At 72.4% G+C, this 16,442-nt stretch carries 14 protein-coding genes; 8 read left to right on the top strand and 6 right to left on the bottom strand.

What is annotated here, in order from left to right; translation table 11 throughout:
• Positions 1-23 precede the first annotated feature (23 nt).
• On the bottom strand, positions 24-809 hold the full coding sequence (locus AV521_RS04555; protein ID WP_076083792.1) for a glutamate racemase: 786 nt from the start codon (positions 807-809) through the stop codon (positions 24-26).
• A gap of 69 nt (positions 810-878) precedes the next feature.
• Between AV521_RS04555 and AV521_RS04550 the strand changes: the two genes are divergently transcribed.
• On the top strand, positions 879-2,042 hold the full coding sequence (locus AV521_RS04550; RefSeq protein WP_079249122.1) for a glycosyltransferase: 1,164 nt from the start codon (positions 879-881) through the stop codon (positions 2,040-2,042).
• A 6-nt stretch (positions 2,043-2,048) separates the two neighbouring features.
• On the opposite strand, the gene AV521_RS04545 is transcribed toward AV521_RS04550, so the two are convergent.
• A complete protein-coding gene (locus AV521_RS04545; RefSeq protein ID WP_076084681.1) occupies positions 2,049-3,401 on the bottom strand; it encodes a TerD family protein in 1,353 nt (450 codons plus the stop codon).
• Between the two features lie 275 nt (positions 3,402-3,676).
• Between AV521_RS04545 and AV521_RS04540 the strand changes: the two genes are divergently transcribed.
• The 5 genes from AV521_RS04540 to AV521_RS04520 all read left to right on the top strand — a co-directional run bounded on the left by AV521_RS04540 (position 3,677) and on the right by AV521_RS04520 (position 8,858).
• Positions 3,677-4,108: a DUF6643 family protein gene (locus tag AV521_RS04540; RefSeq protein ID WP_076083787.1), complete on the top strand. Its 432-nt coding sequence runs from the start codon at positions 3,677-3,679 to the stop codon at positions 4,106-4,108.
• A gap of 43 nt (positions 4,109-4,151) precedes the next feature.
• Entirely contained in the window at positions 4,152-4,976 is an 825-nt protein-coding gene (locus AV521_RS04535) for an MOSC domain-containing protein (protein ID WP_076083784.1), read from the top strand.
• A 220-nt stretch (positions 4,977-5,196) separates the two neighbouring features.
• Complete coding sequence (locus AV521_RS04530; RefSeq protein WP_076083781.1) at positions 5,197-5,802, top strand: hypothetical protein; 606 nt, start codon at positions 5,197-5,199, stop codon at positions 5,800-5,802.
• Between the two features lie 228 nt (positions 5,803-6,030).
• Positions 6,031-8,469, top strand: a complete 2,439-nt coding sequence (locus tag AV521_RS04525) for a right-handed parallel beta-helix repeat-containing protein (RefSeq protein ID WP_076083778.1) — start codon at positions 6,031-6,033, stop codon at positions 8,467-8,469.
• Positions 8,470-8,507: 38 nt separating this feature from the next.
• Positions 8,508-8,858, top strand: a complete 351-nt coding sequence (locus AV521_RS04520; protein ID WP_076083775.1) for a VOC family protein — start codon at positions 8,508-8,510, stop codon at positions 8,856-8,858.
• Here the strand turns inward: AV521_RS04520 and AV521_RS04515 are convergent.
• Complete coding sequence (locus AV521_RS04515) at positions 8,855-11,203, bottom strand: hypothetical protein (RefSeq protein ID WP_076083772.1); 2,349 nt, start codon at positions 11,201-11,203, stop codon at positions 8,855-8,857. The genes AV521_RS04520 and AV521_RS04515 overlap by 4 nt on opposite strands.
• A 290-nt stretch (positions 11,204-11,493) precedes the next feature.
• Between AV521_RS04515 and AV521_RS04510 the strand changes: the two genes are divergently transcribed.
• Positions 11,494-12,324: a DeoR/GlpR family DNA-binding transcription regulator gene (locus AV521_RS04510; RefSeq protein ID WP_076083769.1), complete on the top strand. Its 831-nt coding sequence runs from the start codon at positions 11,494-11,496 to the stop codon at positions 12,322-12,324.
• 68 nt (positions 12,325-12,392) lie between these two features.
• Positions 12,393-12,887, top strand: coding sequence for an SRPBCC family protein (locus AV521_RS04505; protein WP_076083766.1), 495 nt, complete (start codon positions 12,393-12,395; stop codon positions 12,885-12,887).
• On the opposite strand, the gene AV521_RS04500 is transcribed toward AV521_RS04505, so the two are convergent.
• The 3 genes from AV521_RS04500 to AV521_RS04490 form a co-directional block, all read right to left on the bottom strand.
• Entirely contained in the window at positions 12,881-13,672 is a 792-nt protein-coding gene (locus AV521_RS04500; RefSeq protein WP_076083763.1) for an enoyl-CoA hydratase/isomerase family protein, read from the bottom strand. The genes AV521_RS04505 and AV521_RS04500 overlap by 7 nt on opposite strands.
• Positions 13,669-14,931, bottom strand: coding sequence for a cytochrome P450 (locus AV521_RS04495; protein ID WP_076083760.1), 1,263 nt, complete (start codon positions 14,929-14,931; stop codon positions 13,669-13,671). Before AV521_RS04495 ends, AV521_RS04500 begins: the two co-directional genes overlap by 4 nt.
• 164 nt (positions 14,932-15,095) lie before the next feature.
• Complete coding sequence (locus AV521_RS04490; protein WP_076084679.1) at positions 15,096-16,400, bottom strand: cytochrome P450; 1,305 nt, start codon at positions 16,398-16,400, stop codon at positions 15,096-15,098.
• Positions 16,401-16,442: the final 42 nt, after the last annotated feature.

The following is a 16,442-nucleotide window of genomic DNA, read 5'->3' as shown; positions in this document are numbered from 1 at the left end:
GTGCTCCGGCGGCGCCGGGCGGGTCAGCGGACGGGGCTGACCGCCTGGAGGAAGCGGCCTTCCTCATAGGACAGCGCCGTGTCCGGGAGCGTGGCCTCGCGGCCGCTGAGCAGCACCGTGAGCGTGGTGTCGGCGGCGGCGTCCGGGGCCGGCTCCGCACCGATCCGGCGCAGCGCCTGCGCGGCCACCGCGTGGGCGGAGCCGTGCAATATGAGCGACGGACGGCCGGGCCGCTCGACGGCTGCCCGGATCCGCTCACCGACCAGCTCGTAGTTGGTGCAGCCGAGGACGAGGGCGGTGACGTCCTCGGGGGTGCGGGCGGCGGCCGAGGCGATCGCGGCGTCGATCGCGGCGTCGTCCGCGTGGTGCACCGCGTCCGCGAGGCCCGGGCAGGGCACCTCGGTGACGTGCGCACCGGCGGCGAACTGCTCGATCAGGTTTCGCTGGTAGGCGCTTCCGGTGGTGGCGGGGGTCGCCCAGATCGCGACATGACCGCCGCCCGCCGCGGCCGGCTTGATCGCCGGGACCGTACCGATGACCGGCAGATCCGGTTCGAACCGGGCCCGCAGCTCCGGCAGGGAGTGCACGGACGCGGTGTTGCAGGCGACGATGAGGACCTCGGGCTCATGGGCGGCGGCGGCCTCGGCCACGTCGAGGGCCCGCCGGGTGATGTCGTCCGGCGTGCGTGGTCCCCACGGCATCCCGTCCGGGTCCCAGGAGAGCACGAGATCCGCGTCGGGCCGCAGCCGCCGTACCGCCGCGGCGGCGGGGAGCAGGCCGATTCCGGAGTCCATGAGCGCGATCTTCACCCGGCCACGATAGACGATCGGGCCGTGCGGGCTTGGCCGGTGGGGCAGACTGCGGGCGTGAGCGCCCTGATGTGGATCACCGTCGTGTCGCTGGCCGCCTGGTGCTGGCTGCTGCTGTGCCAGGGCTTCTTCTGGCGTACGGACGTCCGGCTTCCGTCACGACGGGAACCGGACTCCTGGCCGTCCGTCTGTGTGGTCGTACCGGCCCGGGACGAGGCCGCCGTGCTGCCCGCGAGCCTGCCGTCGTTGCTGGCGCAGGACTATCCGGGCCGGGCCGAGGTCTTCCTGGTCGACGACGGAAGCACCGACGGCACCGGGGAGCTGGCCCGCGAGCTGTCCCGGAGGCACGGCGGGCTGCCGCTGACCGTGGGCTCACCGGGCGAGCCGCCGGCGGGCTGGACGGGCAAACTGTGGGCAGTGCGGCACGGTATCGGCCTGGCACGCGCGCGTGACCCCGAATATCTGCTGCTGACCGACGCGGACATCGCACACGCGCCGGACAGTCTGCGCACGCTGGTGGCGGCGGCCCATGCCGGAGGCTACGACGTCGTGTCGCAGATGGCACGGCTGCGGGTGGAGTGCGTCTGGGAGCGCCTGGTGGTCCCGGCGTTCGTGTACTTCTTCGCGCAGCTCTATCCGTTCCGGTGGATCGGCCGGAAGGGCTCGCGTACGGCCGCGGCGGCGGGCGGCTGTGTGCTGCTGCGCGCGGGGATGGCGGAGAAGGCGCGCATCCCGGACGGCATCCGGGACGCCGTCATCGACGACGTGGCGCTCGCGCGCGCGGTGAAGGGCGCCGGCGGGCACATCTGGCTGGGGCTGGCGGACCGGGTGGACAGCGTGCGGCCGTATCCGCGGCTGCACGACCTGTGGCGGATGGTGTCGCGCAGCGCCTACGCCCAGTTGCGGCACAACCCACTGCTGCTCCTCGGTACGGTCGCCGGGCTCGCGCTCGTCTATCTGGTGCCGCCCGTCGCGGTACTCGTGGGAGTGGCGGGCGGCGGTACGGCGACGGCGGTCGCCGGCGCGGTGGCGTGGGCGGTGATGGCGGGGACGTACCTGCCGATGCTGCGCTACTACCGCCAGCCGCTGTGGCTCGCTCCACTGCTGCCGTTCACCGCGCTGCTGTACCTGCTGATGACGGTGGACTCGGCCGTACAGCACTACCGGGGGCGCGGAGCCGCATGGAAGGGCCGCACGTACGCGCGCCCCGACGCCGTGTCCGACGAGGGCTGAGCCCGCTCACTTGCGGCCGGGCGTCCAGTTCATGCCCCATCCATAGGCGCGGTCTATGGTCCGCTGCGGGCTCACCCCGCGCTCCGGCACCAGATAGCGCGCCTCGCGCTGCACGAGGAGGTCACCGCCCGTGTTCGTGATGAGGGCGAGCGCGCACACCGTGGAGGGGACGGTGCACTCGTCGAGCGAGAAGTCGACCGGCGCCCCGTGCTGCGGCTGCAGCGTGACGGTGGCGTGCAGGTCGGCGAAGGAGCTGGCCCCCTCGTAGATCGTGACGAAGACCAGGATGCGCCGGAAGTCCTGCCTGTGGTCGAGGTTGATGGTCAGGTTCTCACCGCTCGCCACGGCACCGGTACGGTCGTCGCCGTCGAGGTGGATGTACGGCGGCCGGTTCAGCGAGCCGAAGGCGTTGCCGAGGGCCTGGACGACCCCTTTGCGGCCATCGGCGAGTTCGTACAGGGCGCACAGGTCGAGGTCCAGGTCTCCCCGCCCGCCTCCCCAGCGGCTGCCCCAGCCCGAAAGGTGGTTCCGTGTCTGCCAGTTGAGGTTCACCCGCATCGCTCCGGAAGTGCCGCCCTGCTTGGCGAGCGAGACAGACGGTGCCGCCTTCGTGAGGGTGACCTTGGACAGGCGGACTGCCGGGGCGGGCGGAGCCGTGGGAGGGGTGACGGGCGGGGGTGGCATGGTCGCGTGCGGCGGGTACGGAGCCGGGGTGGACGGAGCCGGACAGGCCGCCGAAGTCGGCGGAGCAGGGGGTGGCGGCGGGGCCGCCACAGTGGGCGACGCCGGGTAGGTAGCCGGGGCGGGCGGAGCCGGGCGCTGGGGCTCGTCCACGGTGATACCGAAGTCCGTTGCCAGACCTTCGAGTCCGCTGCTGTAGCCCTGGCCGACCGCGCGGAACTTCCAGGCGCCCTGACGACGGTAGAACTCGCCGAGCACGAACGCCGTCTCCACGGTCGCGCCGGTGCTGTCGAAGCGGGCGACCGGCCGGCCGCTCACGGCGTCGGTCACCTCGACGTAGAGACCGGGGACCTGCCCGAAGGTCCCGCCGTCGGCGGAGGCGGCGAGTACGATCCGCTCGATGGCCCCCTCCACGCGCGCGAGGTCCACGGAAAGGGTGTCGATCACGCCTGCGCCCACCGTCCGCTTGCCTTCGTGACGCACCGCGCCGGAAGCATGGGCGGGCTGGTTGTAGAAGACGAAGTCGCCGTCGGAGCGGACCTTGCCGGTTGCCAGCAGCAGCGCGGAGGCGTCCGCGTCGGGCACCCCTGGTCCGGAGCGCCAGCCCAGTTCGACGCGCAGGGCCGTGGTCGGCACCGGCGTGTTCGATCCTTTCTGCATTGACATGTCCGCCCCCATCAGTGTCGGTTTCCGGGCACCCTCGGCCGTCGAGGTCATCCCTACCCGCACAACCTATTCGCGGGCACAGCGAACCCCCACGACCGGCGCGGGAAGATCACCGGTCAACTGCCGGTAACCCCGCAGGACCTCGCCCTTTACACGATTAAAACGCCGACGCGCGTCCTATTTTGCCAAGTTCGCTCGGATTGGGGATCCCCGGTCACTGCCGGCACGGAAAACAACCCTCTTATCGGTCTCCCCAACGAGCACATCGTGGGCTTAACTTATGTGCCATGACCTCCCCCCGCTCCACTTATGGTGGCGGCTACTACTCCGCCTCCTTCCCGGACACCCCGATCTACGACTCGCTGGTGGCCGAGCGTGGCACCCCGCAGATCGCCCCGATCCGGGTCCCCGCCGCCTACGACACGGGCCACAACCTGCCCGCTCTGCCGTCGGCACTGCCCGCCCTCCCGGCGGCCCCCTCCCACCAGGCCCCCGCCTACGGCTACCCCCAGGCGCCGCAGCCCGCGCCGCTGCAGCAGGCGCCCACGGCGTACATCCCGCAGCAGGCGAGCGCCCCGCGCGGCTATCCCGGCCCGCAGGCACCGCAGCAGCAGCGGCCGATGGGCACGGGATACGAGGCCATGCGTCCGGCCGCGCCGCGGCCCACGCCGGCTCCGTACCAGGACCCGTACAACAACCAGCAGTACCGCGGCTACTGACCGGCGCCCCATCGCTGTCGGTGCCTGCTGGCACCATGGCGGCATGGGAAACGCCGAGGTGCAGTCGATTCACGTCCATCCGGTCAAAGCGCTCCGGGGGCACGCGCCCCGGGAGGCCGTGGTGGAACCCTGGGGCCTGGCCGGTGACCGGCGCTGGACACTGATCGACGACGGGGGAAAGGTCGTCACCCAGCGCGAGCAGCCGCGCCTCGCGCTGGCCGCCGCCGAGCTGCTGCCCGGCGGCGGTGTTCGTCTGTCCGCGCCCGGCCTGGCGCCGCTGGCGGTGTCCGTGCCCGAGCCGGCCGGGACCGTGCCGGTGAACATCTTCGGTACGAAGGTCGAGGCGGTCCCCGCCACGCAGGCCGCGCACGACTGGTGCGGCGCCTATCTGCGGGCGGACGTCCGCCTGGTGCACATGGATGATCCGGCCACCCGCCGCGCGGTCGACCCCGAGTACGCCCTGCCCGGCGAGACCGTCAGTTTCGCCGACGGCTACCCCCTGCTGATCACCACGACGGCGTCCCTCGACGCCCTGAACTCGCTGATATCCGAGGGCTCGCACGCCCATGAGGGCCCGCTGCCGATGAACCGCTTCCGGCCCAACGTGGTCGTCGCCGGCACCGAGGCCTGGGCCGAGGACCACTGGTCGCGGATCTCCGTCGGCGAGGTGGTCTTCCGCGTCGCGAAGGCGAGCGGGCGCTGTGTCGTCACCACCGTCGACCAGGACACCGCCGTACGCGGCCGGGAGCCCCTGCGCATCCTGGCCCGCCACCGCAAGGTCGGCACGAGTCTGGTCTTCGGCCAGAACCTCGTGCCCCTCTCGCCCGGCACGATCAGGGTCGGGGACCCGGTCCGGGTGCTGGGCTAGCCCGCGACGACGACGGCGGCCCCGAGGGCCTGGACAGCCTCCACGAGCCTCGACGGACAGGGGAACCGTCGGCGGGTCACGGTCGTTGGGAGGGCTGAGAGAAGCATGGGAAACCGCGTTCGTGACCGTCCGCGGTGGACGTGATGTCGCTCTCTCTTGCTCCGGGCCGTGCATGCCCGCGCGGTCCGGGAGTTATGACGGAGCGGAAGGGGGTGGGGAGATGGGGGCTCTCAGCGGTCTGTGGCGCTGGCGGCACAATCCGCTGCGCCGCGCGACGGACCTGGCCGAGGCGTGGGTGGCCCTCGTGGCGCTGGTGCTGATCGCCGTCGCCGCGCCCTTGACCGGCTGCCTGGTCGGCGCCGCCGCCCAGGAGTCGCTGCAGCGGTCCGTGCGCGAACAGCGGCACACGCGCCACCTCGTCACGGCCACGGTGGTGCGCGACCTCGGCGAAGCTCCGCTCGAACCCGACCCCGACACCACGACGGTGCGCGAGACCCACACCCGTGTCCTCGCGGACTGGACCGCTGCGGACGGCACGCAGCGGCGCAGCCCGGCCCTGGCGGAGCTCAAGTCCCCGCGCCCGGGGGACCACTTCAGACTCTGGACGGACCCGCAGGGCCGAATAGCGGCCAGACCGCTGGACTCCCCCACCGCCACGACCCACGCGGTGCTGGCCGGGATCGGCGCGGCCCTGCTGGTCACGGGCCTGGTCGAATGCGGCAGGCGGCTGACCGTGTGGCGTATGGTCCGCAGCCGGTACGCACGTTGGGACCAGGCCTGGGACCGGGCAGGCCCGGACTGGGGCAAGGCGGGCACGGGCTGCTGACCGCCTTCCAGCTCTGGTCAACCCACCCTGCACGCACACGCTACGGTGGACCGGCCGAAGCGCTTTCGGCGACAACCCGCGGATGAGCGAACCGCAGGGGCGCACAGGTTTTCGGGAGCGCGAGCGCGCGGCAGCCCAGGGCTGAGCGCGGTCGCGATCCCGGCGCCGGAGGCGATCCCCCTACGGGAGCGAGCCATCAGTACGACGAGGTGGGGGCACAGCAACGCCATGGCACAGGGCACGGTCCAGGTGACGCACACCGGTACGTCGCGGTGGCGGCGCCGCACAGGTGAGTACGCTTCGCTCGCCGCTGCCCTGGAGGCCGCCGCCGACGGCGACGTCCTCACCATCGCCCCGGGCACCTACCGGGAAAACCTCGTGGTCCAGAGGGCGGTGACGCTCCGTGGCCCCGAGGGCTCACCCGGCTCGGTGCGGATCGCGCCGGTGGACGGCGTGCCGCTCACCGTGCGGGCCTCGGCCGTGGTGCAGGACCTGCACGTGGAGGGCCAGGATGCGGCGGCGCCCGCACTGCTGGTCGAGGAAGGCACGCCCGAGCTGATGGACGTGCGGATCGTCACCCGGTCCGCCGCGGGTATCGAGGTGCGCGGCGGTGCCCGGCCGACCGTGCGCCGCTGCACCGTCGACAACCCTGCGGGCATCGGTATCGCCGTACTCGACGGCGGGGGCGGAGTGTTCGAGGAGTGCGAGGTCGTCGCGGCCGGGCAGGCGGGCGTGGCCGTCCGGGGCGGTGCCCATCCGCGCCTGGAGCGCTGCCGGGTGCATCACGCCTCGGGCACCGGGCTGACCGCGACGGGCGAGAACTCCGCGCTGGAGGCGGTGGGTTGTGAGGTCTACGAGGTCCGCGGCTCCGGTGTGCAGGTCACCCAGCGGGCGACGGCGCATCTCACCGACTGCGATGTGCACCGCACCACCGCCGACGGCGTCACCATGGACACGGACGCGGTACTCACCCTCGCCGACTGCCGGATCCACGACATCCCCGAGAACGCGGTCGATCTGCGCTCCCGTTCGGTACTCACGCTGACCCGGACGACGGTCCGTCAGTTCGGGCGCAACGGACTGTCGGTGTGGGATCCGGGGACCCGGGTGGACGCCAACCAGTGCGAGATCTTCGACAGCACCGGCGACTATCCGGCGGTGTGGGTCAGTGACGGCGCCACCGCCGTCCTCGACTCCTGCCGGGTGCACGACGTGCCGGACGCGCTGTTCGTGCTGGACCGTGGTTCACGGGCGGACGTCGTGGACAGCGATCTGTCGCAGGTGCGCAACACGGCGGTGTCGGTCAGCGACGGGGCGACGGCGCAGCTCGACGACTGCCGGATCCGGGAGGCGGCGACCGGAGCGTGGTTCCGCGACCACGGCAGCGGCGGCACGCTGAACAACTGCACCCTGGACGGCACCCAGACCGGTGTGATTGTCACCAAGGGCGCCGACCCGACCATCGAGCGCTGCACGGTCGACTCCCCCGCCGAGGCCGGCTTCTACGTCTCCGCGGGGGGCCGCGGCAGCTTCCTGAACTGCCGGGTCAGCGGGAGCGCCGGGTACGGCTTCCATGTGATCGACGGCTGCCGTGCGACGCTGCGCAAGTGCCGTACGGAGCGCTGTGCGCGCGGCGGTTACGAGTTCGCCGAGGCGGGCCCCGACGCCGGGTCCGGGTCAGGCCCGGTCGTGGAGGACTGCACCAGCGACGAGAGCGCCGGGCTGCGGCCGCCCACGGTCCGCGAGACCACCGTACAGACGATGGCGCACTCCCCCGGTCTGCTCGGCTCGATCCCCGGGCAGCGCAACACGGAGCAGGAGCCGCTGATCGCCGCCGCCGAGCCGGAGCAGCCGGCGCGGACGTCGAAGGATGTGCTCGGCGAACTAGACGCGCTGGTGGGCCTGGAGAGCGTCAAGCGGGAGGTGCGGGCGCTGACCGACATGATCGAGGTGGGCCGGCGCCGGCAGCAGGCGGGTCTCAAGGCGGCCTCGGTCAAGCGGCATCTGGTCTTCACCGGTTCCCCCGGCACCGGCAAGACGACGGTCGCCCGGCTCTACGGCGAGATCCTCGCCTCCCTCGGCGTGCTGGAGAAGGGGCACCTGGTGGAGGTGTCCCGGGTCGACCTGGTCGGCGAGCACATCGGCTCCACTGCGATCCGCACCCAGGAGGCGTTCGAAAAGGCGCGCGGCGGTGTGCTGTTCATCGACGAGGCGTACGCGCTGTCTCCGGAGGACGCCGGGCGTGACTTCGGCAAGGAAGCCATCGACACGCTGGTGAAGCTGATGGAGGACCACCGGGACGCGGTGGTGGTGATCGTCGCCGGCTACACGACGGAGATGGAGCGCTTCCTCTCCGTCAACCCCGGTGTCGCCTCCCGCTTCTCCCGCACCATCGCCTTCGGCGACTACGGCCCCGACGAACTGCTCCGGATCGTGGAACAGCAGACCGAGGAACACGAGTACCGGCTGACGCCGGGCGCGTCCGAGGCGCTGCTGAAGTACTTCACGGCCATCCCCAAGGGCCCGGCGTTCGGCAACGGCCGTACCGCCCGGCAGACGTTCGAGGCGATGGTGGAGCGCCACGCGAGCCGCGTCGCCCAGCTGACGGACCCCACCACCGACGACCTGACCCTGCTGTTCGCGGAGGACCTGCCGGAGCTGTCCTGAGCATCCGGCCGGCAATAGTTTCCTGGGGGGAATCCGGTATGAAGGCACTGGCGACGCTCGCCCGGCTCTATGTGGACGACCTGGACGAGGCGCTGCCCGCCCTGCGCGAGCTGACCGGCCAGGACGTCCGCACGCGGTTCTCCCACGACGGTGTGGAGGTCGCGAGCATCGGCGGGTTCCTGCTCGTCGCGGGGAGCGAGCAGGCCCTCGCCCCGTTCCGCGCCGTGCAGAGCACGGTGCTCGTGGACGACCTGGACGGACTGGGGGCGCTCCTGACAGCCCATGGCGGAGAGCTCCTCGACGGCCCGAACGAGGTCCCCACCGGCCGCAACGCGACCGTACGGCACGCGGGCGGGGCCGTCATCGAGTACGTCGAGCACACGGCCTAGCCGGCATTGCCCCCGCCCGCGCTCGGTGCGTCCGGTTGGGTGCGTGGTCCCGGGAGGGCCGGGCGCAGGCGGCTCAGCAGGCCGGTCCGCTCCCGGGCGAAGGCTGGGTCGGCCTGGTAGTCGGAGTGGCCGAGGATGGGGGCGGGGAGGGGGTGCGCGGGCGTGCGGCCGTAGGCGAGCGGGTCCCTCAGAGGGGCGTGGTCGACCTCGGGCGTGGTGTCGTCGGCGACGCGGACGGGGCCGCCGATGGGGTCGGTGAGCCGGTAGAGGTTGCCCCAGCAGGCGACGTCGCGGTGCAGGCCGGCGAGCGCGGGCGGTCCGAAGTGGGCCGGGAACCAGCGGCCGTACAGGCGCTCCAGTGGGGAGCCGTAGGTGAGCAGCGCGATCCGGCCGCAGACGGACGGGGGCAGCTGCCAGGCGGCCGCCGCGGCGAGGACGCTGCCCTGGGAGTGGCCGGAGAGCACGAGGCGGCCCCCGGTGCACTGGGTCCAGGTGGCCATGCGCCAGGTCAGGTCCGGCACGGCGCGCTCGGCGTAGCACGGCGGTGCGAAGGGGTGCGCGGCACGCGGCCAGAAGGTGCCGACATCCCAGAGGATGCCGATCGTGCGGCGCGCCGAGGCGTCCTTGTAGGCGCGCCGGCCCCAGGTCACGAAGAGTACGAAGCCGAGGCCGACCAGCCAGGAGCCCAGCGCCTGCGAGGTCTCGGCGACGGCTTGTACGGCGTCGTAGGTGCGGCGGGCGGCTGCGTCGGGTGTCTTCCCGGTGGCCAGGGCACCGGCCAGCGCGACGGCTCCGAGTGCCAGGGTGGTGGCGGCGAGCACGGCGACGACGAGGGGTGCCCGGTCGGTGAGGGTGGCCAGCGCGCGGACCTGGGCGATGGTGCGGGTACGGCCAGGGTCCTCGGGTTCGCCGGGATGCTCGTGGCGGACCCGGTCGCGTTCGGCGCGGGCCAGCCGGGCGGTGCGCATCCCGAGCCCGGCGGCGAGGACCAGCAGGGCGGCGAGGACCGGCGGGATGGTGGACGCCTGCCAGGTCAGCAGGACCGGCGGCCCCGGCAGCAGGGCGTGGGTGCCGTCCAGCCAGTCGGCGACGCGCTGGGCGACCCCGCCGGACATCACACCGCCCAGCGCGCAGGCGAGCAGGGCGACGGCCGGTCCGCTGAGGCCGCGCATCCCGGCGCGTGGATCGGGTCTGCGGCGGTAGAGGTCGCGGGCCACCACGGCGAGCGCGACGACCAGCAGCCCCTGGGCCAGCATGAGGGCGCCGAAGGCCGGGTCGCCCGCCAGCCGCCCGGTGGACCGCCAGCCGGGCCGGGCCCAGCCGGCGTAGACCACGGTGAGCAGCAGCAATACGAGCGCGCCCAGCGGCAGTCCGCGGACGAGATGCCGGTCGAGCTGCTGGTCGAGCTCGTTCTCGCTGCGGCCCCGGCGGCAGACGACGGTCACCGCTGCCGCCGCGCAGGCCAGCAGGGCCACGGTGAGCAGCCAGCTCAGCACGTTCAGGGCGGCGGGGCCGCCGGGCCGGTGGTCGAGGCGGGCCGCCGGGGTGGCCACGGCGGCGGCGACCGTCAGCAGGGCCGCGGCGGTGTGCGCGGCGCGCAGCCGGGCCACGATGCGGCGCCCGTACCAGAAGCCGGGCAGGGCCAGTGCGCTGCCGTCGGTGTCCGGTTCGGGGTCGTGGGACAGCGGCCGGTGGGACTCGTACGCGCTCCAGGTGCGGTGCGACAGGTACCAGAGCAGGCAGGTCAGCGCGGTCGGCACCAGTGCGGCCAGGGCGAGCCGGCGGCCGGGCAGGCTCCACCAGCTGTCGTGCCCGCCGGGGGTGACGGACGCCCGCGGGGCGAGGAAGGTCAGCCAGGAGTGACGGCGGGTGCAGGCGTGGACGCCGGCGCACTGCCAGGCGACCAGGTCCAGGGCCACCTCGCACGCGGCGGCCACCAGCAGCACGGTCAGGGTGAGGGCGGCCAGCCGTACGAGGAGGCCGTACAGGCGGACGGCGCGCTGCCGGCCGGGGGCGGCGGGGCGCATCCAGTGGGCGAGGTTGACCACCATGAACGGCAGCAGCACCAGCCACAGGGCGCGGCTGCTGTCACCGGAGGTGAGGTTGCACCAGACGTACGCCTCCTGGACTGGCTCGTCGCGCGGGCCCTCCCCGGCTCCGGCGTCCTCGGCGCGCCGGAAGACGGCGGCCGTGTCGTCACCGGTGACGCGGACAGTCCGCGGATCGCCGAGCATCTTCTCGGGAGTGGTCCCGCCCACCCCGTGCACCAGCAACTCCAGCTCGGGCTCCGGCCCGGCATCGTTGTCGGCCCGCTGTCCGGCAGCGCGTTCCTGTGCGCGGTTCACTGTTCTCGCACCCCCGAGAGGCACCGAAGGCATGTGTCGATGCGGGCTTCAGGCTCTCCTCTCCGGTGGTCATGTACACCTCTCGTCACGGGATCTCCCCGATTCGTGTGACGGTGGCCGGGACGGCGGGGGCGGGAGTGGCATGTGCGCGTCGTGACAGGTGGTGGCGCAACCCCTACCGACCCGTGAAAGGATGGGACGCCCGCGCATCTCCGGACGGACGGTACCTCCTGGTCGGAGGCGGTGTGCGGAGGTGTCGGACGGATGACGGCGAAAGGACCGGAGCGTACGTGAGCGAGAATCAGAACCTCCTCGCGGAGCAGCGTCGCGCCCTGATCGTCGACGAGGTCCGGCGCCGGGGCGGGGTGCGCGTCAACGAACTGACCCGCAAGCTCGGCGTGTCGGACATGACCGTCCGCCGTGACCTGGACGCCCTCGCCCGCCAGGGTGTGCTGGAGAAGGTGCACGGCGGTGCGGTGCCCGTGGTCGAGGCCAGCACCCATGAGCCGGGCTTCGAGGCCAAGTCGGGTCTGGAGCTGACGGCCAAGGAGGACATCGCCCGGGCCGCCGCCCGGCTGGTCACCCCGGGCACGGCGATCGCCCTGTCCGGCGGTACGACGACGTACGCGCTCGCCCAGCACCTGCTGGAGGTACCCGATCTTACCGTCGTGACGAACTCGGTGCGGGTCGCGGACGTGTTCCACGCGGCGCAGCGCACCTCGGGCCAGCGACAGGGCGCGGCCACGGTCGTACTGACCGGCGGGGTGCGCACCCCGTCGGACTCGCTGGTGGGGCCGGTGGCCGACCAGGCGATCGCCGCCCTCCACTTCGACCTGCTGTTCCTCGGGGTGCACGGCATATCGGTCGAGGCCGGTCTGTCCACGCCGAACCTCGCGGAGGCGGAGACGAACCGGCGGCTGGTGCACTCCGCGCGCCGGGTCGTGGTGGTCGCCGACCACACCAAGTGGGGCACGGTGGGCCTGAGTTCGTTCGCCACGCTGGAGCAGGTGGACACGCTCGTCACCGACGCCGGCCTGCCGGCCGAGGCGCGCGCGGAGATCTCGGAGCACTTGCGCGTGATGGTGGCGGGCGAGCCCGGGGAAGACGACACAGACATCTGAGGGACCGTCAGCTATCGTGGGCCGCCCGGTCGACCGCCCTGCGGGAGGGGCACAAGGGGGTTACGTCCATGGCTCGTCGTCTGCACCCGGTGGACCTCGACTTCGTCGGGGCCGCGCCCGTCCGTCTGGTCTTCGCGCGGAACATGTCAGCGTCCCCCGAGCAGGTCTTCCACGCGCTCGCGGAGGACGTGCCCGGCTGGACTCAGTGGTTCTCGGCGGTGACGCTCGCCCGGGCCACCGACGGCGGCGCCGGGCGGGAGATCCGGCTCATGGGCGGTACACGGTTCGCGGAGACGGTCCTCGTGGCGAAGAAGCCCGAGGTGTACGCCTACCGCGTCGACACCACCAACGCGCCGGGCGCCCGTGCCCTGGTCGAGCAGTGGCGCCTCACTCCTCACGGCACCGGCACCCTCGTGCAGTGGACCTTCGCCGCCGACGGGGCGGCGCCGTTCCGGTTCGTCCTCAATCTGGCCCGGGCGGGCCTGGGGCGCGCCTTCCGTGACGCGGTGACGGCCTTGGACCGGCGCCTGGCGAAGCCGTCGTCAGGAAGCGGTGATCAGTAGGCTCCGCGGCCGTGGTGTGCCTCGGTCACGACCGCGGCCATCAGTTCCGCGTCCAGCGCGGAGACGTCGGCCAGACGCGAGGCCGAGGACAGCGAGTTGAGCAGTGTCTTGGTGACACGCAGGGCGGACCGGGGACGGCGGACGATGGGCTTGGCCCAGGCGGCGACGGCCGCGTCCAGCTCCTGAGCGGGGACGACCCGCTGCAGGATGGACAGGGACTGGGCTTCCGCCGCGGTGACGGCCCGGCCGGTGAGGACGATCTCGCGGACGTGGGCCGCACCGACCTCGCTGATGAGACGGGGCAGCAGACCGCCCCACGCGGTGGGCAGCCCGAGCGCGAGTTCCGGGAGACGGAAGGTCGCGTCCTCGGAGCCGACCCGCAGATCGCAGGCGAGCGCCAGGGCGAAACCGGCCCCTATGGCCTTGCCGTGCACGCGCGCGATGGTGACGGCCGGGTTCGTGGTGAGGGCGTCGCAGACGCGCCGCGCCTTGATCCCCGTCATACGGATGTCACTGCCCAGGGGGTCGTGAGCGAGTTGCCGGGTGAACTCGCTGCGGTCCCCGCCGAGGCAGAAGTCGTCGCCGCTCCCGGCGAGCACGAGCACCCGGACCGCCGGGTCCTGGTCCTGGAGGACCGCCAGGAGGTCGTCCAGCAGGTCATCGGTCACCGCGTTGCCCTGCTCGGGGTTGTTCAGCTCGATGGTGAGAACCGGGCCCTCCCGGTGGGTCCGCAGGGTCCGCCGGACGGCTTCGGCCGGGAGGGTCGTCAGGGGGAGGGCAGTCATGTCGTCACTCTCAGGGAAGTCATGCGCCGGAAGACCATCCGGTTCGCGTAGGTCGGCCCCGCGGTCGGCCGCAGGGTGGGGAATCGTTCCAGCAGCTGGGTGAGCAGAAGGCTCGCCTCCAGGCGGGCCAGGGCCGTGCCGAGGCAGTAGTGGGCGCCGCCGCCGAAGGTGAGGTGGCCTCCCTTGCGGTGGATGTCGAAGGTGTGGGGGTCCGGGTTGCGCCGCGGGTCGTGGTTGGCGGCGCCGTAGAGGACGTGGACGGTGGTGCCCTTGGCGACGGGCACGCCGGCGAGGACGGTGTCGTCCGCGGCGAAGCGGGAGTTGAGGTGGATCGGCGGGTCGTAGCGCAGCACCTCGTCGATCGCGTCGTCGAGGTCCTCGGGGTGCCGGCGCAGCCGGTCGGCCCGGGCGGGGTCCTGGGTCAGGAACCACACGGCGTTGGTCAGCAGGGTCGCCGTGGTCTCCAGGGAGGCGATGGTGATGAACATCGTCAGGTCGTAGAGCATCTGGTCCGCCGCCGCCCGGTCACCGGGGTACTGGGCGTCCCAGTAGCGGATCCAGCCGGTGAGGACGTCGTCGCCGGGGTGGGCGCGGCGGTGGGCGACGAGGCCGGTGAAGAAGCCCTTCATCTCCAGGGTGGCCTGGGCCGAGACGGCCAGTTCGCTCCTGGTGGGGATGAGTTCCTGGGCGTGGACCTGACGGTGGGTGAAGTCGAGGATGCGGGGGTAGTGCTCGGCCGGGATGGCGAGCCACTGGCCGACGGTGTGGATGGGCAGTTGGTCGCCGACCGTGGTGACGAAGTCGGCCTCGCCATGGGTACGCAGCGCTAAGCCGAGGCGGTCCAGGAGCCGGGTGACATGGTCCTCGACGCGAGGCCGCATGGCCTCCAGGGTGCCGCGGTCGAAGAGGTTGCCGAGGGCGCGGCGCCGGAAGGTGTGCTCGGGCGGGTTGAGGCGGGAGAGCGTCCGCGTCATCTCCCGGGTCGCCGGGTCCTGCCAGCGGGCCGCGTCGGGCCGGCGTTCCTGCCAGGCGAAGTCCGGTACGAGCCAGTCCCGGCCACGCAGGATCTGGCTACAGGTGTCGAATCCGGTCACGAAGTACCCGCCCCAGGGAGCGGGCACCACCTCGCCCAGTGCGCGCAGTTCGTCCCAGACGGGGAGGGGGTTGGCCTGCCCTTCGCCGGAACGGAGGCGACGAAGGAGGGGGATGACGGCTCGGCGGTCTGTGGTGGTACCGCGTATGACGCCAACGGCGGTCACGCGAAGCTCCTCTGTGGCTGGGCGCTACCGGAATACCGCCGGAACCTACCCTTCCCCTCTCCCTCGCCATGCGCCCGTCAGTGTTGCTCCCGTCACATGCCGCACACCAGTCCCGGAAGAAGTCCACACATGCCGCACATCCGCCGCGGAAGAACTCCGCGGCATCACACCCGGAAGATGTCCAGGAACGTACTCCAGAAGCCCTTCTTTCTGGCCGGTTCCTGACGGGCGGCGGCCACCGGTGCCGTGGGGAGCGGCTGCTCCGCCGCGGCGGGGGCGGTACGGCCCTGCACCGCGGAGGCCATGCGGGTGGCCGGTGTCGGGCTGAAGGCCACGGGCAGCGCGACCAGCGCCCGGTGGAACGGGCCGGGCCGCCAGTCCAGGTCCTTCTCCGGGACAGCCAGGGTCAGGTCGGGCAGGGCATTGAGAAGCTTCTCGATCGCGGTGACGGCGATGACCTGCGCCGGGTCCTTGGCCGGGCACGCGTGCGGGCCGGCTCCCCAGGCCAGGTGGGCGCCCTTGCTGTGCTTGCGGCGGGCCTCGGCCAGCGCGGGATCGCTGTTGGCCGCGGCGAAGCTGATGACGACGGGTGTGCCCGCCTCGGCCACCACTCCCCCGAGGTCCACGTCCTGGACCGGGTAGTGGGTGGCATAGTTGGCGATCGGCGTCTGGTTCCACAGCACGTGATCGATCGCCTCCTCGATCAGCAGCCCGGAGTCACGTCCGCTGGTGTCGGGCGACAGCAGCAGGAGCAGGGCGTTGCCGATCAGATTGCGCTCGGGTTCCACTCCGGCGCCCATCAGCATGACCAGCTGGTCCTTGAGTTCCTCGTCGGTCAGACCCGCGGGGTGCTGGATCAGCCAGGAGGTCACGTCGTCGCCGGGCCGGCGGCGCTTGAGGGCGATCAACTCCATGAGGCAGGAGGTGAGTTCCTCGTTGGCGCGCAGCGCGTCCTTGCCGTCGAAGATCGCCGACATCGAGGTGGTCAGGGTGTCACCGATGTCCGCCGGGCAGCCGAAGAGCTTGTTGAACAGCAGCAGCGGCAGCAGTTTGGCGTAGTCGTTGAGAAGGTCGGCCCGGCCTCGCTCGCTGAACTGGTCGATGAGGTAGTCGGCGAGGGGCTCGACGTCGCGCCGTATTCGGGTGATGTTGAGCCGGGCCAGGCTGTCCGTGACGGCCTTGCGCAGCCGCAGGTGCACGGCGCCGTCGGTGAACAGACAGTTGGGCCGGTACGCCATCATCGGCAGCACCGGGTGGTCCAGTCCGATCCGCCCTTCGTTCAGGGCCTTCCAGCGGCGGGCGTCCCGGGCGAAGAGCGAGGAGTTCTGCAGCACGCGCAGGGCCGTCTCATGGCCGACGACGAGCGTGGCGTCGATACCGGGGGCGAGTTCGACCGGTCCGGCCGGACCGTGGGCGCGCAACCGGTCGTAGACCTGGTGGGGGTCGACGGCGAACGACGTGTCGTGCATGGGGCATCTGGCCGCGGCGGAGGCGGGGGCTGACTGGCGGTC

This window comes from Streptomyces sp. IMTB 2501, from assembly GCF_001953885.1.
GTDB lineage: Bacteria > Actinomycetota > Actinomycetes > Streptomycetales > Streptomycetaceae > Streptomyces.
The sequence above is the reverse complement of the archived record's forward strand: the minus strand, read 5'-3'. Positions and strand labels throughout refer to the sequence as shown.